The following is a 19,884-nucleotide window of genomic DNA, read 5'->3' on the forward strand; positions in this document are numbered from 1 at the left end:
GTTTTCCCTCCGTGCCGCGGCAAGACGCGGCGCGGTGGCGTCAGTCCTTCAGCAACCGGTTTGCGGCGTGATCCTGAAATTGATCGGACTTGATTCGATTGCCGTCCAGCCCGCGCTCTCGGCCATGTTGCTTCCTGTCGCGGTTGGACAAAACCGCGTTTTCCTCGATCTTGTCCTTGTCCAAGGTGGTCATTGCGCCGGCGCCGGCACCTTTGCCTTGGCTGCCTTGTCCGAAATGCTTTTTGCTGCCGGATGCCATGATCTCCTCCTTCGAATCCAGGACACCGATCGGTGCCGACGCCCGAACCGGCATCGCGCTGTAATGTTCCGTCTCACCCAGCAAGCAGGAAGGCGTCGCCATCCCATGACCGAAACGGCTTCTCGCCGTCGATGACGACCCGCAATTGGTGAGCTTGCGCAAGACGGCCGATGTCGGCCCGGTCCAAAGAAAGCGACCCGCGATAAGAATAGTTCAGCAATGCGAGCCGGCCCGGCCGTTTGAGAACGCGCGCAATTTCATCGAAAAGCCGCTCAGCCATGCCGGCCAGGACCAGGTAGGGAAAGCTGTCGACCGCCAACACGCAATCGAAACTGTCGTCGTCGAAGTCGGCCAGATCGAGACCGGAGGTTTGGCGCAGTTCGACATTGCCGAGCGCTGCGCATTGCTCGGAGGCGATAGAGATCATCCGCGATGATATGTCGATGCCGACCATCCGCTTGAAGGAATTGGACAGCGCGCGCTCGAAACGTCCGATGCCGCAACCGATGTCGAGAATGTCTCGTTCAATTCCGGTGAATTCTCGCGCCTCGAGCCATTCAACGATTTCGTCGGTCATGGCTGTCAGCCGCTCGTCATCGCCAAGGGATCCTAACTGGACACTTGCGGCTGTCGAAATTGCTGCCGCGGCATCAAAACTCGAGGCCAGCCGCGTGACGACGGCAATATCCGTCTCGCCGTTACCGCGTTCATGCCGAACGGCGCCGCCTGTCGCTCGCAAAGTGGCAAGGACGCCCGGTCTGTGGCGCAGCAGTCCAGCGACCTTTCGCAGTCTTTCAGCATCGCCGGTATCCGCCGGACGGACTTTCAGCACGACCTTCGCCAATTCCGCCGCTTCAATTGTGGGTGGCAGGTGAAGCGCCAGCCTGACGAGAACAGCTTCGGCGCAGGCACCATCGGCCATACAATCTTCGACCGCCCGTCTGACCGATGTCCGGCGCTGCGCGTGCACACTCATGACATCAACTCCGCGTCCAGATCCTCCGCATCGTCCACCTGTCGACGGCGCCCCAGCCGTATTTGTAGGCCTCCTGGCCGCGCAGGAAGTCGAACTCGCGCGCATCTTCGCGGATCGACTCCGCGATCGCGTGGCCGATCAGGATCGCACCTGGGCTCTCCTCGGCATAAGCAGGATCGAGGCCGCCGAGATAGGCATAGGCGCGGCCGCGGTGGTGAAATCCGTAATAGGCGGCGACAGTCGTGCCATCGATCGCGAGCAACCAGCATCGGACCAGGCCGTGAGCATCGAGCAAGGGAAGTGAAAGCCCATGGAAGTGCTGCACGGCGGGGTCGGCCAATACACCACCTCCATGTCCAACCCAGCGTGCATGGTGCAGGCGGATCAATTGGTTCAGGAAGTTCTGATCGCCCCGGGCTGACGCCAACGCGAGCCGGCCGCGTCTGGACGCCGCTTGGCGCGCCCGGCGCAACTGGCGCCTGCGCCGAGCGGGAACGCAGCCGGCCAACGTGTGGTCGCCGGCAACAGCAAGCACGGGACAGGCTGCATGAATTACCGGCCTCTCGACCGTTAAACCGGGATGCGCGATCGTAAGACCGGCACTGTTTTGCGGCAGATCAGACAAGATCCATTGTGACCACCCGACCGAGCAGATCGTTTCGGCAATGGTGGCGACAACCGCCGCCTCGATATCCCGGACAGCCAGGATGTCCAGATAATCACTGAGCGAAATACCGACCGGAAGCAGCTTCGAACCGGCCGTTCCATGCTCGAGATAGAGTGGCGCCAGCCCGACCAGATCGCCGCCACGCCAGACCGCGACTGTCGCCAGTTCACCGGGTGCGAATGCGCGCCACCATGGCACCAGCCAGGCGGGGGATTGGAACGGCGTCGCAGAGGAACTCTGCTCCCACAGTTTCCACCAGTGCGGCGTCAAGGCATCGAATTTTACGGGGTCATCAATGATTTCGCTGCGCAACACTGCTTTTCTCACGGTGCCGCAGCGAAGCGCCGGCAATCTGTGCCAAGTTGTGCCAGCGCCTGATAGGCAGCCATATACGACGAGATCATCCGTTCCAGCGAAAACCGCCGTCGCGCCTCCACCCGGCACGCCTCGGCGTCCAGGCTGGGCGCCGCAAGAATGGCTTGGGCCATCTCGTCGACTGTGTTGACGAGAAAGCCCGTCCTGCCGTGCTCGATGACATCCGCAAGCGCACCATTCGGGAATGCGACCACCGGGGTACCGCAGGCGAGGGCCTCCATGGCGACAAGCGAGCTTGTCTCGGCGGCGAGGCTTGGAATGACCAGACAGCGGGCTGCGTTGAGAAAGCGCCTCTTGGCGTTAAAACCGAGCGGGCCCAGGAAGCGGCGGCGAGCATCAAGACGGGATTGGACCTCGTCGCGAAAGTAGCGCGTATGTGTTTCGTAGGGGTAGACCTTGCCGCCGATGACCAGGGGCACGCCCGCCTGTTTGGCCGCGTCCAGGGCCAGGTGAATGCCCTTTTCCGGGCAGACTCGGCTGAGAACCAGGGCAAAGTCTCGCTTCGGCTGCACCAGGCTCAGTGCTTCGATGTCAACGCCGTTGGGAATCGGCGCCACCAGTCTGGCCCCTGGTGGCGCCGTTTGCTGCTGGGTGGGCGAGACCGCATGGAGCCACAGGTCGTCGCGCGTCGGTCGCAGAGCCTCGGCCGGATACCAGTCCAAGGGCAGGTGGAGGCTCACCAGGGTCGGACCATCGTCGGGCAAATAGGCATGAAAATCGATACCGTGCAGATGAGCCACATCGATCGGCCATCGGGCGCGGGCAGCGGCGATCGCTTTGCGATGAGCCTGCTGCGCGCGGCTCTTCGCCGCCTCGTCGAGCACGCCGTTTTCAGCCGGTATTTCCACAAGGGTACCGCTCGCGCTGGAGCCGCGGCAGCCAATGACGATAGAGCGGTGGCCGGCGCGAACCAGCTCCCGATCGAGCATCGACAGAACCTGTTCGGCACCGCCGACAGCATCGGGTCCGACGGGTGCGAGAGGGTAGGCGACATTGAGGACAGTGAGCGCCGCGGCTGGTTGCGCCTCGGTCCCGTATGCCGCACCACCTGTCGATGATGCCGCTAATTCGTCCAATGTGTCAGGCGTCTGATGCATTGGCAGCATGACACTTTCACGCTGCCGAGGCCCGCCGCGTCGGGAGCGAAGCGGACGTCATGCCGGGCGCATAGCGGCGGATCATGGTTGCGCAGAATTCCGCGAACTCCTCCGGCACCAGAGGTGGGCTGGTGTGGTGGGGCATCATTCCGCGATGCTGCGGTGTAAAGCAAAAGGTGACCGTCACGTCGAAATCGGCGAGTGCCTCCATCTGCCGGTCAAACCAGTCCAGCGCGTTCGGCCGGAAGCTGTCTGCCCAGGAAAGCCCCGTGCGCATATTGGTGACGCCCAGCCGCTTCATCCAGGCGACGGCATCGTCCAGCCGGGCGTCCTCGAAATGAAACCACTGCACCAGCCCCATTGCGGGCGTGTAGCGCAGGAACTCCTCCAGCGCAGGTTTTGGCGTACCGTCCTGGCGTAGCAGCCCCATGTGGAAATGTCGATAGTAAGAAGAGCCCTCTGCCTCGCGATGCCGCGTCGTTGCTTCCCATTCGCGCGGAAGATCGTAGAGGCTGTACCACTGGATGCGTGGTGCGTTGCCGATCAGCAACTCGGCGGTGCGCTTGAGCCCCCAGACCTGGATTTCTTCCGCGCCGAAGGTCGATACGCCGACTTCGCTGACCCAGATGGGAAGGTTGGTGACGGTCGCGATCTCGCCGATCTTCTGTGGCCATTCGTGGATCTGCCACAGGTTCCAGTCGAGCGGAAAGCCGTGCACGGCGACGGCATCGACATGGTCCAGCACGCCGAATTCCTTCATGCGGGTGATAAAGCCCGGATCTATCGGCGAGATGCCACCGAGTACTTTCGTCAAAGACGGGTTCTCCGACGCGATTGCGTCAGCCGACAAGATCGCCATCCTGGCAAAGCGGCTCCAATCGGGATCGAGCTCTGGGTCCCAATGCGATTTGTTGTTGGGCTCGTTCCAGATCATGGCGGCTTCAATCATGGAGCTGTCCTTTCGAGGGGTAGATGGCGCCGCCGCCGGCCGGGTCCCCGGCTGCGCGGCAGAAATAGACCTCCTGCTCGGGGTGCAGAACGATCTCGAAACCGGCGCTGCGCAGCATCGCTTCGGTGCAGGCGCGGTTTGGAATCCACCAGTTGGTGGGATCGTCGGCATAGCGGTGCTCGATAAAATGCAGCTTGGGAAACTGCGGCTGGTCGAACAGGTCATGCGTCCAGAAATGATAGTTTTCTTCCAACTCGGGCAGATCCGCGCTGCCGCGCTGCATGGACTGGAAGATCATCAGGTCACGGGCGACATGTTCGCGGATCAGGTCGAGCGCGAGCAAGGGGTGGCGCAAATGGTAAAGCACCCCCATGAACAGCACGACATCGAACGTCTCGCGCAGCGAGCCGACGTCGTAGACCGAAAGCTTCTGGAATTCGATCTCGCAATCGGCAACCTCGGCGGCAAAGCGAGCCTGCGCCAGGTAGGCGTCATCGAAATCGATGCCGAGGACACGGTCAGCACCTCGCCGTTTCATCTCGATGGAGTAAAATCCTGCATTGCAGCCGATATCGAGTACGGCCTTGCCCCTCAGATCAGCGGGAATGGCATTGGCAAATTTGCGCCATTTGATCAGCGGGTAGTTGCCCAGAAAATGGTTGGGAGCGGTTTGGACGCCGGCAAGTTCCATGTTGTGGAACCATGGGCCGAGCGCATCGATGCGGCGGCGGATTTCGGCATGGGAATGCAGCATGGCTCAGGCTCCTTCGCCAGGAACGACGGGTACATGCGACTGCGCGCCGGGCATGATCATGGTGGGCCGGCGCTGCGCGGATGAGGCGTCGTTTTCAAGCAACCGCAGAGCTGTTCGATAGCCGTTGAAAGTGCCGACATCGACATAGTCCGACCCAGCCCTGACACCAAAAGCTGTACCGCCGGCCGCAATATAGGCGTTGACCAAAGTGCCGATATATTCGTCACTGCGCTCGCGCTCACGCCAGAGTGCCGCAAGCTGATGCAGGATATGGCCCGGCATCTTGAACGCACCCCAGACCCAGTTCGTGGCGGCATCCTGTCGTTTGACCTGGATTTCGATCACGCGCTCGTGGACGTCGGTGACGACGGCGTCGAAGAATTCCGGCTGATCCACCGGGAAAAGCAGAAATGAGAGCTGATCGTCGGGCAAATGGCGGAAACCGTCCTCGGGAAACCAGATCGTATCGGGAAGGCCGACCAGGACGACCTCGTCGGGCGCGACGAGGGGCGCCGCCCGGAAGATCGCATCGCACAGACCGACGGGGTTCGGCTGCACCACGAAGAGAGCCGCCGCGTCACCGTAGCCGGCGGCGTAGTATTCAAGGATGTCGGATTTGCCCGATCCGATGATGAAGCAAATCTTGTCGACGCCGGCCTGCACCATGCGCCGTACCAGATACTCGCTCACGGCGCATGGACGCTCGGTCTGTCCATCGATCCGGCTACCGACCGGCAGCAGCTCTTTCGAGAAGCCGAGCGGCTGAATGCGGCTGCCGCGCCCGGCAGCGGGTACGATGCCCAACATCAGACCGCTTCCCTCATCGGTTCGCCGGGAGATCTTTGAAAGGCCTCGTTCAGGATGCGATCCAGTTCCGCCGCGCGCCGTGCCGAAGTGTGTTCGCCCAAGACCCGGTCGCGGGCACGCCTTCGAATGCCGTCGAGCTCGCGCTCCGGCAATCGCAATGCGGCGACCACATCATCGGTGTCATGCGCCAACAAGATTTCGCGGCCGGGTTCGAAAAATTCGGTCAGGCCCGGCCATGCATCGGTGACGATGGCAGCCCCACACGCGGCCGCTTCGAAGAGCCGTCCCGACGGGCACCAGCCCTTTTGCGCCATCGCCTCCCGGGTGACGTTCAGTGTCAGGCGAGATGATGAGAAGAAAGCCGGATGGTCGGCTGGCGGAAGATGCCTGACAAAGAAGATGTTGTCGCTCCATGGGAATTCCTGCGGATATTGCGCGCCGCCAATGATGAAACGGTGGTCAGGCAAGCGCGCGGCCGGGCGGACCAGCAGCTTTTCGACGCCGGCCTGGCGATCCGCCGCGTAAGTTCCGAGATAGGACAGATCACCGGCGAATTCGGCCCGCTTCTCTGCCGGCCGGTGTTGGTCGGGATCGACATGCCCATAGAGCGGCACCACGTGACGCGCGCCCAAAACCGACTTAAGCGCCTCGATCGCAGAGCCGCCGGTGTAACTCAAAACGAGGTCGAAATCGGCGAGACCCTCAGGTCCGAAATAGGGCGGACGCTCGCCTTGCTCGATGCGGGCAAGCGTGACCGGAGTGTCGAGATCGTAGAAGACACGCAATCCGCGACCTGTCTGCTGCGCCAGCCGCGAGGCCTCCACGGCGTCGGCACAGTAGGAGGTGACGACGACGACATCCGCTTGCTTCATTGCCCGCTCCGCAACGCGACGGATGTCCTCCCAGTCCGGATAAATGACGACGTTGCCGCCATCGAGCCGATCGAGATCACGCGTCCCGGCATAGTAGGGGGTATCGCGTTCGAAGAAGGTGATGGACCATCCCAGCCGACCCAGGGCGCGGATCAGACCGCGCCAGAGCGTGGCATGGCCGTTGCCCCATGATGATGTAACGGTGAGACCGAAAATGACCATCTGCATCCGGAAAGTCCTCGTCAGGCAGCTTCGTTCATTCGCAGGAGCTTGGAGCCCCAGTCACCCGACACGATCGTCGTGATCGAGGCTGGATCGATGTCGAAGCGGAAGCAGTCGCCGACCGGCAAGCCAAGCACCTTGCAGACGGCGGCCTTGATGACGTCGGCGTGGCTGACCAGGGCGACACACTGGTTCGGATGCCGCTCGCGCACTGCGTTCATCAGTGCGACGATCCGCTCCTGCACATCCAGCATGGTCTCGCCGCTCGGTGTCCTGGCCTCCTGCCGCTGGTCGTTCCACGCCCGCCAACCGGCATCGCCATTCAACTCGTCGAAGGTCTTTCCCGACCAATCGCCGAAATCGATCTCGTCGAGTTCGGCGCAGATCGCGATTTCACCGACGCCGCAGGCAAGCGCGATCGGCACGGCCGTCTCTTGCGTACGCTCACGCGGGCTGCACAAGATGGCTTCAATCGGCTCCCGGGCCATGCGGCCACCAAGATGCGCGGCCTGCGCCTTCCCAGCCTCGCCAAGGCAAACGCCATCCATCCGTCCTGCAAGATAGGAGCCGACATTGTCGTGCGCTGCATGACGGATCAAAAAGAACGTTGTCGTCATTCCGCGGCATCCAGCAAAGGCTCGTCCTTGCCGGCGATGAAGGCGAGCGTGCGCTGCCGCGCTTCGGCGTCGGTGAACTGTTCGGGAGGCGACTTCATGAAATAGCTGCAGGGACCGGTCAGTGCTCCCGCTATGCCGCGATCGAGCGCAAGCTTGGCGCAGCGTATCGCATCGATCACCACGCCGGCTGAATTTGGAGAATCCCAGACTTCCAGCTTGAGCTCGGCGTTGAGCGGCACGCCGCCGAAGGTCGTCCCTTCCACTCGGATATAGGCCCATTTGCGATCAGTCAGCCACGGTACGTGGTCGCTGGGTCCGACATGAATATTGCCCGGCTCCAGGGGAACATCGAACTGGCTGGCCACGGACTGGGTCTTGGAAATTTTCTTTGATTCCAGCCGCTCGCGTTCCAGCATGTTGAGGAAGTCGGTGTTGCCGCCGAAATTCAGCTGATAAGTGCGATCGATGCGCACGCCGCGCTCGCGGAAGAGATTGGCCAGCAGGCGGTGAACGATGGTCGCCCCGACCTGGCTCTTGATATCATCGCCGACCAGCGGCAGCCCTCGCTGCTCGAAGCGCCGGCGCCATTCCGGACGTGAGGCGATGAAAACGGGTATGCAGTTGACGAAGGCGCAGCCGGCCTCAAGCGCGCATTCGGCGTAGAAGCGCGTCGCCTCCTCGGAGCCCACCGGCAGGTAAGAGACCAGCACGTCGGCGCCGCTGTTGCGCAGGATTTCGCTGACGTCGGCAACCGGCTCCGGCGCCTCCTCGATTTCGTCGCGCAAGTATTTTCCGATGCCGTCAAGTGTCGGTCCGCGCTCGACGCGAACGCCGTTTGCCGCCGCATCGGCAAAGCGGAACGTGTTGTTCGGGGCGGCGTAGATTGCTTCAGCGACGTCGAGGCCAACCTTGCTCCTGGCGACGTCGAATGCGCAGACAATCTCGATGTCGTCGACATGGTAACCGCCGAGGTCGGCATGCATCAGCCCTGGGATTGGTTCGTTGCTTTTTGCGTGACGATAATAGGAGAGGCCCTGCACCAGGGAGGATGCGCAATTGCCGACCCCGACGATACCGACACGAACCTTTTTCGATCCCACGAAACTGCCGCCCTATGCTGTTCAAAGGTAAGTTCCTGCAGCCGAACCACCAGCGTGCCGGAATGTTCCTTGGCCTGCCGAAAAATTGCGCAAGACAGCATGGATCGAAGCAGCGCTCGCTGCGTTGCCGCAAGGCGAAGCATTGGAAAACCGATCGATGATTGTTTACGGCGACCAGAAGCGGAGGCAGAGCGCAGAACGGCTTCGCGATGCTGCGAGCGAAATTGCTCAAAGTCTGGACCGCATGGCTCATGGCGTCCGACGCCATGCCGCGTTGGTCGGCCTATTCATCAGCGTATCGGAACTGGTTCGCGCGCTTGCCGATGTCGATTTCGAGAACAGGGGCATCGACATCTTTTCGCCGCGGCAACAGCAAGGCGCCAGATTGCTGGTTGGTCTTGCGGCAGAGGTGGCGAAGTCGTGGCGAAGCGGTTTCGCCGTGGGCGGTGGCATCGAGCCGGGACTTCTCCAACTGCTGGACGGGTTGGATTGCGAGGCTGAGGTTCTGACCGGTTCTGCCGAGGGTTACGCGCATTACGCGCTTTATCCCGAAAGCTATTTGGGAGCGGCGCAGGAGTCAGGTCTCGATGCGAACACATGCGTGATCGGCATCCGCAGCATCGGCCTGGGGCTTGCCGCCATAGTGGCTGCCGCGATTGGCGCGCCGGCGCCGTTCAGCGTTCGTCCGGTCGGCCATCCTTTCCGCAGGCACATCAATGCCGATCCGCGCTCGATCGCTTCCTGGAAGAACAATCCATCGGCACGCTTCGCCGTTGTAGACGAAGGTCCCGGTCTGTCCGGCAGTTCGATGCACGCCGTCGTCGCGTGGCTGCGGGAACTGGGTATTGGTATGGACCGCATTCACCTGTTTCCCAGCCATCCTGGCGACCCGGGCATCGAAGCGTCACGGGAGGCCAGGGAGACATGGTCGCGCTGTCCGAAACATGTGGCGACGGCGCTCGAATGCACCTTCCCCGAAAGCTCGAACATTCCCACGCTTAGCGAATGGGTGGCCGAGGCGGTCGGCAGCCCCGAATTACGCCTGACCGAACTGTCTGGTGGCGAATGGAGGAGCGTCCACTACGTCGACGAAAAGCATTGGCCGCCGAGCCCGCGCGGCATCGAGCGGCGTAAATTCCTGGCGTCCGCGGGGTGTGGTCGCTGGCTCGTCAAATTCGCCGGCCTCGGCGAAACCGGACGGCGTAAGAGACGAGCCGCGGAAATGTTGGGGAAAGCCGGGTTCGGATCGCAAGTGGTCGGGCTTTGCCACGGCTTTCTGGTCGAACGGTGGATTGACGGCACCACGATGGACCAGGCGCCGCTGCCAAGAGGAAGGCTGGTCGCGGAGTTGGCGCGCTATCTAACCTGGCGGGCGCTCAATCTCCGAACCTGCGAACCGGGTGCATCATTGCTCGCACTCACGGAAATGGCTGTTTCCAATACATCTGAAGCCCTGGGCGAGAACCGAGCGGCGACGTTGCGCGGCTGGCTCTCGAAAAAAACCCCTGCGCATGTTCTGCAGCCGGTGGAAATCGACGGAAAGCTTCACGCGTGGGAGTTTCTCGTTTGTGCCGACGGCTCGGTGGTCAAGACAGATGCCGTCGACCATTGCCGGGCACACGATTTGATTGGCTGCCAGCCGATAGAGTGGGACATTGCCGGCGCCCGTGTCGAATATGGACTGTCCGACAGCGATGTGACGACATTGGTCGAGGGGATGGGGCTCGATATTGACAATGGCCACATCGATTTTTTCGAACCCTGCTATTTGGCGTTCCAAATCGGGCTCTGGAGCACGGCTGCGCAATCCGAAAATGGCCAGGAAAAAGCAAGGCTGGCCGCGACCGCAGACCGATACAGGGCGGGGCTGATACGGTTCCTGGACGACTCTCAGGTGTAGCGTTTCGATCAATCCAGCCTTCGTAGCATGTCTGCTTCCTGCTCGAGAATAGCGGCCACTTCCTCGCGCTGCAGATGCGTCATCATCAGGCTGACGCAGCACTCGAGATAGGTGATCGAGGAGCGCCGCAGATAGGCAGCCGCCTCGCGTTCGGCAATCTTGTCGACATCCTTCGCGGGTCGCTTGGGTTGCATGAGGATGATCCTCCGTATCGGGTCCCTCCCGCCAAACTACAAGGTTGGATGGATGTTCCGCACGATCTCCGGGCAGGTCCGGCCGCGGCCCACGTCATGCAGGAAGGTTCTGCAGCCCGCCTGCGGGTCTCCTTTTGGCAAGGCCTGTCATCTGATCGCCGATGCCGGTGCCTTCGAGCGCCGCGAAATAATCGATCGTCAGCTTGAGCCCTTCGTTGAGCGGCACTCTCGGCGACCAGCCGAGCAGCGTTTTCGCACGCGAAATATCAGGCTGCCTGCGCCGAGGATCGTCTTGCGGCAGGGGCAGAAATTTCAGATCCGACTTGGTGCCGGTCATCGCCTTCACCAATGCCGCCAGTCGCACGATGGTGAATTCTCCGGGATTGCCCAGATTGACCGGCTTGCCCGGATTGGGGTCGATGTTCATCAGGCGCATCAATCCATCAATCAAGTCGGAGACATAGCAGAAGGATCGCGTTTGCTGGCCGTCGCCGAATATCGTCAGCGGACGCTTCTCGAGCGCCTGCATGATCAAATTCGAGACGATGCGACCGTCGGCCGGATCCATTCTCGGACCGTAGGTGTTGAAGATGCGCGCGACGCGGACGTCGGCCTTGCCGGCCCTTAGATAGTCGAAGCAAAGCGTTTCGGCGGTGCGCTTGCCCTCGTCGTAGCAGGCGCGTGGGCCGGTGCAGTTCACATGACCGACGTAATCCTCCCTTTGCGGGTGTTGTTCCGGATCGCCATACACTTCGCTCGTCGAGGCCTGCAGCAGTCGCGCGTCATTGCGGACAGCGAGTTCGAGCAGGTTGAGGGTTCCGATCACGCAGGTACGCGTGGTGTGTATCGGGTCGGCCTGATAACGCGGCGGTGAGGCGGCGCAGGCCAGGTTGAAGATGTGATCCACGGGCTCGCCGAGATCCAGTGGCCGGCAGATGTCCTGCTCGATCAACCGGAAACCCGGCCGGTCCATGATCGAGATGATGTTTTCCATGCGCCCGGTCAGAAAATTGTCGACGCAGATCACGCGCCAGCCGTTGCGGAGCAATACTTCGCAAAGATGCGAACCGAGGAAACCCGCGCCGCCGGCAACAAGCACCGTCTTTGCCCTGTGCGCCTTTCTTGTCTGTCGCATCGCTGTTTTCTCCTGTCTGCCGTTCATGCTGCACTTCCAATGTCGAGATCGAGGGCCGTCGCCCTTGGTTGGGTCAGCGCCGCCACGAATTCGCGAGCCCTGGCCGCGCCGGTGTGGGAAGCGAGGACGAGTTTGCGAGCCCGGCCGGCCATGGCCAGGCGTGCGCGCTCGGACTCGCCAACGAGGATATCGATGACATCGTCCGTCTCCGCGGCGGTGTGGATCGCCGACGCGGGAAAGAAGCTGTCGAGCCCTGGCCAGCGGTCGCTGACGATGGGCGTGCCGCAAGCCGCCGCTTCGAACAGGCGCACGCTGGGCGACCATCCTGCGGTGATCATGGAACTGCGTGTGACATTCAGCGTGTAGCGCTGACGGCTATAGAACGCGGCGTGATCGGCTGGCGGCAAATGTTCGATGCGTTCGACATTGTCCGGCCAGATGATGTCGGATGGATATTGGGAGCCGGCCACGACGAAACGGAGGTTCGGCATATGCCGTGCGGGCTCGAGCAGCAGAGCGTTCAGCGTTGTCTGCCGGTCCATGCTGTAGGTGCCGAGATAGCCGAGATCCCAGCGGATCGGATCTCCTGTCGGGTGATGCCGTTCCGGATCGACCGAACAATAGAGAGGTTCGGCATGGCGCGCGCCGAAGTCTTGCGCCAGATGGTTGAGCGTTGGTCCGCCGGTGAAGGAGAAATAGACATCGAAATACGGAATTTGCCGCGAACTCAGATAATCGCAATCGTCGGCTGAAAGCTTGGCCAGGGTCACCGGGGTGTCGATGTCGTAAAAGCAGAGCTGCCCCTTGCAAAGCGAGGCGACGATGTCGATGACCTGGCGTCCTTCTGGAACAAAGGATCCGATGACAATGATGTCGGCCTGCTCCAGGCACTGTGCGTAGTCGCGTTGCAGCTCCGCAGTGGTTTCGTAGTAGCGCAAGGCGCAGAACTCCGGTTCGCGCAGATCGCGGTGATTGGCGTACCATGGCACGTTGCGCTCCAGAAAAGTCACGTGGTGACCGAGTCCGTGCAAGCCTTTCAAAAGACCTCGAAAAGTGGTGGCGTGACCGTTTCCCCACGATGAGGACAGCGACAGGCCGAGAAAGACGATGTCCAGTTTCTTGGTCATTCCGCTGCCTCCACGGCCCCGTGCTCGAAATGACGTTTGAAGACGGCATCCGCCACATCCGCCCTCAGCGCGTAGGTATGGTCCGCCAGCACGCGGTGAAGTGCGGCTTGGCCGATTGCCTTGGCCCGACCGGGGGTCAGCGAGCGCATTATTTCGGCGACATCGCCGCCGTCACGCGCGACCAGGATCTCCTCGCCTGGTTTCAGGAACAGTTCCACGCCCAGCCATGCATCTGTGATGAGACAGGCGCCGGCGCCAGCCGCCTCGAACACTCGCGTGGCCGGTGAAAAACCGTTGGCGGCCATGCTATCGCGGCTGATGTTCAACACGGCTTTTGGGGTGACATTGAAGGCGTTGTGATCGCGGGTGCCGACATGGCCGAGCCAGCCTACATTGGTGGGGAGCGGCTTGTCGCCCCAACCCGAGCCTCCGAGCAGGAAACGCTGTTTCGGCAGCTGGCTGGCGGGATCGAGGAAAAACGATTCGACACGCGCTTCACGGTCCGGCAGCCGGTTTCCGAGGAACGCCAGGTCGCAGGCAAAACGCGCTTTGCTGGCGACCGGATGGTGCGTTTCGGGATCGAGCGCATTGTAGATGGGCACGCACTCCTTGGCGCCCATGGCACGATAGGCCCAGACAACGGGATCGCCGCCACCATAGGTCAGCACGAGGTCGATCTCCTGCAGTGCACGATGGAGCGGGTGGTCCGGCTCGTCGCGCAACTGGGCAAGCGTGGCTGGCGCATCCACGTCCCAGAATACGACAAGCGCGTCGCTGCGGGCGTGGTCGAGAACGGCGCGAAGCAGCGCCTCGTCTTCGAAACCGACGCCACTCGCCTTGACGACGATGTCGGCGCCGGCGGCACGTGCCGCGACCTGCATCAGCGCATGCTGGGTCGCCTCATAAACGACGACAGTGCACCAGTCGGGAGCTTCGATGTCGCGGTTCTTCTGCCGGTCGTAGACATCGGGTTCGTAGAACGTGATCTCGTAACCCAATTGCGAAAGTGCCTTGAGCAAACCGCGATAGTACGTCGCGGCACCGTTCCAGTAGGACGACAAAAGGCTCGATCCATAGAATGCGATCTTCATGCGACGGCTTCCTTTGCGGCTGTCGGGACGGCGGTGTGTCGGTTCGCGCATTGCGTGAGCACGCCGAGCAACTCGTCGACGCGGTGGCGGCAGGTGTGCCGCGAGCGGATGGTCTCGAGACCCGAGGTCACCAGGGAGGCCGCAAAGTCCTCGTCGGACAACACCGTCCGAAGCTGTTGCCGCATTTGCGAGCCATTCTCGGCAAACAGGAAGTCGACACCGGGCCTGAAAAGCTGCTCGACATCGGACCATGGCGCTGAAATCAGCGGAATGCCGCAGGCGAGTGCCTCGAACATGCGGATCGTCGGGATTCCGGGCAACCCCTCGCGATAGGGGCGCCGTGGGATGTGAACGGTGACACGATGCGCGGCGAAAGCCTTCGGCACGTCGGCATTGGCAATCCACCCCTCATAGCGCAGTCCTGCGGTGGCCAGATCCGCAAGTGCGGTCTTGGGGTAGCGTACGCCGTGAACAGCGGCATCAAGGCCAAGATCGTGCACCGGCTCGATCAGAAACTCCTTGAGTTCGGCGGTCCGCTCATCATCGCCCCAGTTGCCGATCCAGACCAGATCGGAGGTGGGGTGGATCTCCGGGTGCGGCTTGAACAGGCGATCGTCGGCGGCTTCATGCCAGGTGAAGACGCGCTTGCCCCAGCCGGCGCGCAGATAGCTCTCGCGCAAGGTTTCGCCAAAGGCGAGAACGCCGTCATAGTGCTCCAGCCGGAGCGCCGAGAGTGCCTCGGTCGCCGACACGGCCCGGTGGTGAGTGTCGTGAAAAAGAAGGATGAAGTTGCCGCCGGCGGCCCGGGCACGGCCAACACGTGCGACAAGCTCCGGATCCGTCCACTCATGAACGATCACAACGTCGGCCTCAGCGATCCAGGCTTCATGATCAAATCCGGCATCGTAGGTCACCGGCATCAGTTCGGGGAAATCCTTGCGGAAGCGTTCGATGGCGAACGACCCCTTCTCAGCCAGCAGATTCGACCGGCTCCAGCCATCCGCCGGCTCCAGCGCAATCGCCTGATGCCGGCGCTGGACCAGCTCTCGCATGACGCCGCGCAGGAAATGGGCATTGCCATGATTCCAGTCGGAAACGACCGAATGGGTGTAGAACACAAAGCGCATGATCAGCGCTCCGCCATCGCTAAGGCCGCTTTGTCGTAGACGCCGCGCATGGCCGCTGTCTGCTTTGTCAGCGTAAACCTGCGGCTGCGTCGGACGGCTGCCTGGCCAAGCTCTCGCCGGAGCTCGGCATCGCAGGAGAGACGGTTGAGGCAGGCAGCGAGATCGTGCGGATCGCGCGCGTCAAAGAATATCGCGGCCCCGTCCCATAGTTCGCGATAGGTGGCGATATCGGAAAGCACCAGGGGCGTAGCCGACATGGCGGCTTCCAGCGCGGCCAGGCCGAATGGCTCGTAGAGCGATGGCGACACGAAAACGCCGGCGCGAGCCATCAACGAACGCACCTCGTCGGACGGCACTGCTCCCAGAGGAACAGCATGGCTGAAGCTGACATGCTCGCCGTTTGGGCCGTTCGTCGACCCGGCGGCAAACAGAGGCCATCGCGTCAGGGACGCCGCCTGGTCGACCACCGCGGCATTTTTGCCCTCGTCCCACCAGCGGGCAGCAGCGAACACGAGCGGTTGGTGCTTTTCGGCATTCGGCAGAGGACGGGCACCATTTCTGACCACACTCAAGCGCGCGATCGGGCCGTAGCAGGTCTCTAGCATGTCGGCGTGGCTGCGGCTCGGCGCGATGACCGCGTCGGCCCGATCCATGCCGCGTCTGTTGCGCTCCTTCTGCCAGGCCCATGCCCCATCCGCCGCCTGTCCTCTGACCGCATGGAACCAAGTCGTCACGCAGGAATGGGAGACCACCACGACCGGGCACGGCGCGTCGAATCCCGCCGCCTGCGAAGGCGCGTTGAAATGGACAAGGTCGATGGCGTGGTCGCGCATGGGCGCATGCAACTCCCGCGGCAGCGCGTCGAGATCACCGCCGTTGCGGGTCATCCAATCCGGCGGCGTGTTCAGCCAGATCAGCTTCGCGAAAGCCTCCGCCTCGTCGGCCTGCTGCCTGGACGGTGGCGGACCGAGGCCGGCAAGCACCACGCTATCGCCGCCGTTGACAAGTTCCCTGGCCAGGTCGAGCGCATAGCGCCACACGCCGCCCACGGCGTCGACCGTCATCAGGATGCGCCGCGAGCGCGGCGTCAGTGTCCGCAACATGTCGCCTCCAGTTCCGCCAGCGGACGCGGGCGCCTTTCCTGGATGTCGCTGAACTTCTGGAATGATGCGAGATAGTGATCATGGGCGCGCTCCCAGGCGAGGTCGTCGGGTTCGCCCCAAAGCTCGCGATAGCTTGGCGAACTCGGATATGGATAAAGCGGTACGGGTTCATTGGCCCACACGCCGTTGTCGATGAGGTGCGTTCGCCAGTAGTCCACAAGGGCAGGGTCATCCTCGACGACGCCGATCAGATTGGCCTGTACGAACGGAACGTGACGCCTCGCATTGACGAGCAGCGCGGCAAGTTCCTCGGTACCCAGACGGCAGCGTTTCGCCAGCATCGCACGACCTTCCACGGTCAGGCTTTCGAGACCGGCCTCGATGGAGACGCAGCCAGCCGCACCAAGCAGTTCCAGCAGCTCGGGTTTCCAAAGGTCGATGCGGGTCTGCACACCGAACTTCACGTCGCGATGGATCAACGCTTCCAACAGCGCTTTTTGCGGCAGGAAGATTTCATCGATGAAATAAATGTAGCCGACGCCTTGGGCAATCAGCCGATCGATTTCCGCTATGACCGCCTCGTGGTTTCGGCGGCGATAGGCATCGCGGAAATCGATCTTGGCGCAGAAGCTGCAATTGTAGGGACAGCCGCGCGATGCTTCGACCTCCGCGCCGAACCCAACCTGATTGTCATCGAACCTGTGATGGTGATGCGAATGGGCAGCGATCCAGTCTGATGGCCATTGGAGTGGCGGATGATCGACAAACGAGCTGGCGTGGACGCCGCCGTTCAAAACCACCTTGGTATCCCGCAAATAAGCGGTCGAGGGCACCGCGCTCCAGGCGTCGCGCCGGGCAAGTTCCGCGACGATTTCCTCGCATTCGCCGCGCACAACAATGTCGACCCCAAGCTTGCGCAAGGTTGGCGCGGGCGTAGCCGAGCCATGCGGCCCGACCGCGACTGTGCGTCCACCGCGCCCGGCGAGACGGTTGAGGAAATCGGCCGGCACGCGCAACTCGGGTGGTGCGCAGCGCCAGAACAGATAAGTCGGGGCGGTACTGACGACCGTCATTGCAGGCGCGAAATCAGCCACACGCTCGGAGAGGTCCGAGTTGTCGAGCTTCTGCAATTGCCCATCCAGCATCAACACCTCATGGCCAGCTGTTTCGAGCAGGGATTTCGAATAGCCGAGTTCCAGCGGGAGATGTGGTTGGCGGCAGCCGAAATAAATGCTGTCGTCATAGGTCCAGAACGGGTTTACCAGGGCGACTTTCATGCGACGTACCTCACGACTTCGGGGCGAGGCTGGAGCCGGTGTTGTTGCAGCCAGTCTGCGAGATCGCGAATGCCTTCGCGCCATGAAACACGAGCTTTCCAGCCAAGCATCGCTTTGATCTTGCGGGTGTCGGCGACGAAGAAGGGCTGATCGCCGGTGCGTTCGCCATCATGGCGGATCGAAAGCTCACGGCCGGTCAAGCTACGGATCTCGCTCAACAGCATGCGCAGGCTGATCGCATTATCGGGGCCGCCGCCAAGATTGAATGCCTGGCCTTTGGTCGTCTCGATACGATCGAGCGTGGCCCTGTAGGCGGCGACCGCATCGGAGACATGCAGTATGTCGCGCACTTGTCTGCCGTCGCCGTAAATGGTGATTGGACGTCCCGTCAGCGCACTCAGCAGGAAGTGCGCGACCCAGCCTTGATCCTCGGTTCCGAACTGGCGCGGCCCGTAAATGCAGCTCATCCGCAGCACCGCCGTTGGCATGCCGTAGGATTTGGCATAGTCGAGCACATATTGGTCCGCCGCGCCTTTGGAGCAGCCATAGGGCGTGCAGAAATCCAGGCCGTGGGTCTCGTCGATGCCATTCGCTTGGATGATGCCGTCGCAAGGCAGGTAACGATCGCCGTCCTCGCGCACCGCGACGTCGGGCAGGCTGCCATAGACCTTGTTGGTGCTGGCGAAGACCACCGGAACAAACTCACTGCTCAGCCGCGCCGCCTCGAGGACATTGAACGTTCCTCGAAGGTTGATGTCGAAATCCTCGTCCGGTTGGACCAGGCTCGTTGTGACGGCGGTTTGCGCGGCCAGGTGGAAGATCGCCTTGGAACTCTTCAGAACGGGCGCAAGCGCGTTGGCGTCGCGCACGTCAATCGTTTCGACCATGAGGCGGCTTCCGTGTTTCTGCGCCAGCCATTCAAGGTTCTGTTCGACGCCGGGGCGGCTGAGATTGTCGATCACCAGCACCGGCTCGCCATCCGACAACAGGCTGTCGGCCAGGTTCGATCCTATGAAGCCGCTGCCGCCGACAATGGCGACGGGCGCGTCGCGTCGATTGCGCGTATTCATGACACCAGCCCACGTTCTTCAAGCTCGCGTTTCATGTCGGCGCCGCGGTCGATGGCGGACGAGTTGCGCACCCAGGAAACGAAATCGGCGAGCGAATTCTCCAGTTGTTGCCTCGGCTCGAAACCGAGCAGCTCACGGGCCTTGGAAATATCGGCGAAGCAGTTGCGGATATCCCCGGAGCGCGCCTTGCCGAGCAACTCTGGCGAGCGGTCCGGCGTTCCCATGGCCTCGGCAAGTACCCGCGCGACGTCGCTGATAGCATAGGCTCGGCCGCTGCCGATGTTGATGACGTGACCCCTTGCCTGGCGTTGCTGCAGCGCAAGACGAAAGGCGCGGGCGACGTCATCCACATGGACGAAATCGCGCTTCTGTTCGCCATCCTCGAAGATCATTGGACGTTGGCCGTTGGCGAGACGCGAAGCAAAATTGGCCAACACGCCGGTATAGGGGTTCGATAACGCCTGGCCGGCGCCGAAGACGTTGAACAGGCGCAGCGCGACCGCATCGATGCCATAGGCTTCGCCGAAGATCAGCACGGCGCGTTCCTGGGCGTATTTCGTCAGTGCATAGATAGAGGCGAGATCGACCGGCTTTTCCTCGTCCGTCGGCAGGGGGGAGAGGGGTTCGCCTTCCGGCGACAGCGGATTCCACTGTCCGTTTTTGATGTCGCTCGCCTTGCGCCGGGCATTGTCGATGCGCCGGCCGTCCGATGTAGCATAGAGGCCCTCGCCATAGACACTCATCGATGAGGCGACGACAATGCGCTCGACCGGGTGTTTGATCAGCGCCTCAAGCAGCGTCGCGGTGCCGAGATCGTTGGTGCCGACATAGCGCGCGATCTCGTACATCGACTGTCCGACGCCGACTTCCGCGGCTAGATGAATGACCGCGTCAACGCCTTCCAGCGCCTTGGCGACCGCCTCCCGGTCCCGAATGTCGCCCTTGATCAGCTCGGCCCCGGCGGGAAGGGCGACTGTTTCGCCTGCGTGCACCTGCTCCAGCAGCACATCCAAAATGCGAACCGAATAATCCTGCTCGATGAGTTCCTTGGCGACATGCCGGCCGATGAAGCCGCAGCCCCCTGTAACCAATATCCGTTTCACGACCACTCCTCAGACAGGTAATCTTGGCGACCCGAACTTTTCGGCAAAAGGTTTGTTCCCTT

General features: G+C 62.1%; 20 protein-coding genes. 1 reads left to right on the forward strand and 19 read right to left on the reverse strand.

The window, feature by feature from the left end:
• Positions 1-40: 40 nt before the first annotated feature.
• The 10 genes from NLY42_RS15740 to NLY42_RS15785 all read right to left on the reverse strand — a co-directional run bounded on the left by NLY42_RS15740 (position 41) and on the right by NLY42_RS15785 (position 8,695).
• Positions 41-259 (reverse strand): hypothetical protein, encoded by a 219-nt coding sequence (locus NLY42_RS15740; protein ID WP_023754489.1) that lies wholly within the window; start codon positions 257-259, stop codon positions 41-43.
• 73 nt (positions 260-332) lie between these two features.
• The gene (locus NLY42_RS15745; protein ID WP_023754488.1) at positions 333-1,235 is read right to left on the reverse strand and encodes a class I SAM-dependent methyltransferase; all 903 of its coding nucleotides are present in this window, start codon (positions 1,233-1,235) and stop codon (positions 333-335) included.
• A 4-nt stretch (positions 1,236-1,239) separates the two neighbouring features.
• Positions 1,240-2,217 carry a GNAT family N-acetyltransferase gene (locus NLY42_RS15750; RefSeq protein WP_245263535.1) on the reverse strand — a complete coding sequence of 326 codons (978 nt, stop codon included), beginning with the start codon at positions 2,215-2,217 and terminating at the stop codon, positions 1,240-1,242.
• An 8-nt stretch (positions 2,218-2,225) separates the two neighbouring features.
• Positions 2,226-3,383 (reverse strand): glycosyltransferase, encoded by a 1,158-nt coding sequence (locus NLY42_RS15755; protein WP_023667973.1) that lies wholly within the window; start codon positions 3,381-3,383, stop codon positions 2,226-2,228.
• A gap of 7 nt (positions 3,384-3,390) precedes the next feature.
• Positions 3,391-4,323, reverse strand: coding sequence for a glycoside hydrolase 5 family protein (locus NLY42_RS15760; protein ID WP_023691448.1), 933 nt, complete (start codon positions 4,321-4,323; stop codon positions 3,391-3,393).
• Complete coding sequence (locus NLY42_RS15765) at positions 4,316-5,077, reverse strand: TIGR04290 family methyltransferase (protein ID WP_023667975.1); 762 nt, start codon at positions 5,075-5,077, stop codon at positions 4,316-4,318. Before NLY42_RS15765 ends, NLY42_RS15760 begins: the two co-directional genes overlap by 8 nt.
• A 3-nt stretch (positions 5,078-5,080) precedes the next feature.
• On the reverse strand, positions 5,081-5,884 hold the full coding sequence (locus tag NLY42_RS15770; protein ID WP_023667976.1) for a sugar phosphate nucleotidyltransferase: 804 nt from the start codon (positions 5,882-5,884) through the stop codon (positions 5,081-5,083).
• Positions 5,884-6,984: a CgeB family protein gene (locus NLY42_RS15775; protein WP_023667977.1), complete on the reverse strand. Its 1,101-nt coding sequence runs from the start codon at positions 6,982-6,984 to the stop codon at positions 5,884-5,886. Before NLY42_RS15775 ends, NLY42_RS15770 begins: the two co-directional genes overlap by 1 nt.
• A 14-nt stretch (positions 6,985-6,998) precedes the next feature.
• Positions 6,999-7,595, reverse strand: coding sequence for a histidine phosphatase family protein (locus NLY42_RS15780; protein WP_023667978.1), 597 nt, complete (start codon positions 7,593-7,595; stop codon positions 6,999-7,001).
• Positions 7,592-8,695 carry an inositol-3-phosphate synthase gene (locus NLY42_RS15785; RefSeq protein ID WP_023681094.1) on the reverse strand — a complete coding sequence of 368 codons (1,104 nt, stop codon included), beginning with the start codon at positions 8,693-8,695 and terminating at the stop codon, positions 7,592-7,594. The genes NLY42_RS15780 and NLY42_RS15785 overlap by 4 nt, the downstream gene beginning before the upstream one ends.
• An 85-nt stretch (positions 8,696-8,780) precedes the next feature.
• On the opposite strand from NLY42_RS15785, the gene NLY42_RS15790 reads away from it, so the two are divergent.
• On the forward strand, positions 8,781-10,595 hold the full coding sequence (locus tag NLY42_RS15790; protein ID WP_245263534.1) for a hypothetical protein: 1,815 nt from the start codon (positions 8,781-8,783) through the stop codon (positions 10,593-10,595).
• An 8-nt stretch (positions 10,596-10,603) separates the two neighbouring features.
• Here NLY42_RS15790 and NLY42_RS15795 read toward each other — a convergent pair whose 3' ends face one another.
• From NLY42_RS15795 to NLY42_RS15835, 9 genes are all read right to left on the reverse strand, one after another.
• Entirely contained in the window at positions 10,604-10,789 is a 186-nt protein-coding gene (locus NLY42_RS15795) for a hypothetical protein (RefSeq protein ID WP_023667982.1), read from the reverse strand.
• A 94-nt stretch (positions 10,790-10,883) separates the two neighbouring features.
• Complete coding sequence (locus NLY42_RS15800) at positions 10,884-11,924, reverse strand: UDP-glucuronic acid decarboxylase family protein (protein ID WP_023681096.1); 1,041 nt, start codon at positions 11,922-11,924, stop codon at positions 10,884-10,886.
• Positions 11,925-11,947: 23 nt separating this feature from the next.
• Complete coding sequence (locus NLY42_RS15805; protein ID WP_023754484.1) at positions 11,948-13,051, reverse strand: CgeB family protein; 1,104 nt, start codon at positions 13,049-13,051, stop codon at positions 11,948-11,950.
• Positions 13,048-14,142 (reverse strand): CgeB family protein, encoded by a 1,095-nt coding sequence (locus tag NLY42_RS15810; RefSeq protein WP_023667985.1) that lies wholly within the window; start codon positions 14,140-14,142, stop codon positions 13,048-13,050. The genes NLY42_RS15805 and NLY42_RS15810 overlap by 4 nt, the downstream gene beginning before the upstream one ends.
• Positions 14,139-15,269 carry a CgeB family protein gene (locus NLY42_RS15815; protein WP_023754483.1) on the reverse strand — a complete coding sequence of 377 codons (1,131 nt, stop codon included), beginning with the start codon at positions 15,267-15,269 and terminating at the stop codon, positions 14,139-14,141. The genes NLY42_RS15810 and NLY42_RS15815 overlap by 4 nt, the downstream gene beginning before the upstream one ends.
• 2 nt (positions 15,270-15,271) lie before the next feature.
• Positions 15,272-16,372: a glycosyltransferase family 4 protein gene (locus NLY42_RS15820; RefSeq protein ID WP_023754482.1), complete on the reverse strand. Its 1,101-nt coding sequence runs from the start codon at positions 16,370-16,372 to the stop codon at positions 15,272-15,274.
• Positions 16,357-17,649, reverse strand: a complete 1,293-nt coding sequence (locus NLY42_RS15825; protein WP_023754481.1) for a TIGR04295 family B12-binding domain-containing radical SAM protein — start codon at positions 17,647-17,649, stop codon at positions 16,357-16,359. Before NLY42_RS15825 ends, NLY42_RS15820 begins: the two co-directional genes overlap by 16 nt.
• Positions 17,646-18,719, reverse strand: a complete 1,074-nt coding sequence (locus NLY42_RS15830) for a GDP-mannose 4,6-dehydratase (RefSeq protein WP_023691444.1) — start codon at positions 18,717-18,719, stop codon at positions 17,646-17,648. Before NLY42_RS15830 ends, NLY42_RS15825 begins: the two co-directional genes overlap by 4 nt.
• Positions 18,716-19,822: an NAD-dependent epimerase/dehydratase family protein gene (locus tag NLY42_RS15835; RefSeq protein ID WP_023754480.1), complete on the reverse strand. Its 1,107-nt coding sequence runs from the start codon at positions 19,820-19,822 to the stop codon at positions 18,716-18,718. The genes NLY42_RS15830 and NLY42_RS15835 overlap by 4 nt, the downstream gene beginning before the upstream one ends.
• Positions 19,823-19,884: the final 62 nt, after the last annotated feature.

The sequence above is a fragment of the Mesorhizobium sp. C372A genome, from assembly GCF_030323245.1.
GTDB lineage: Bacteria > Pseudomonadota > Alphaproteobacteria > Rhizobiales > Rhizobiaceae > Mesorhizobium.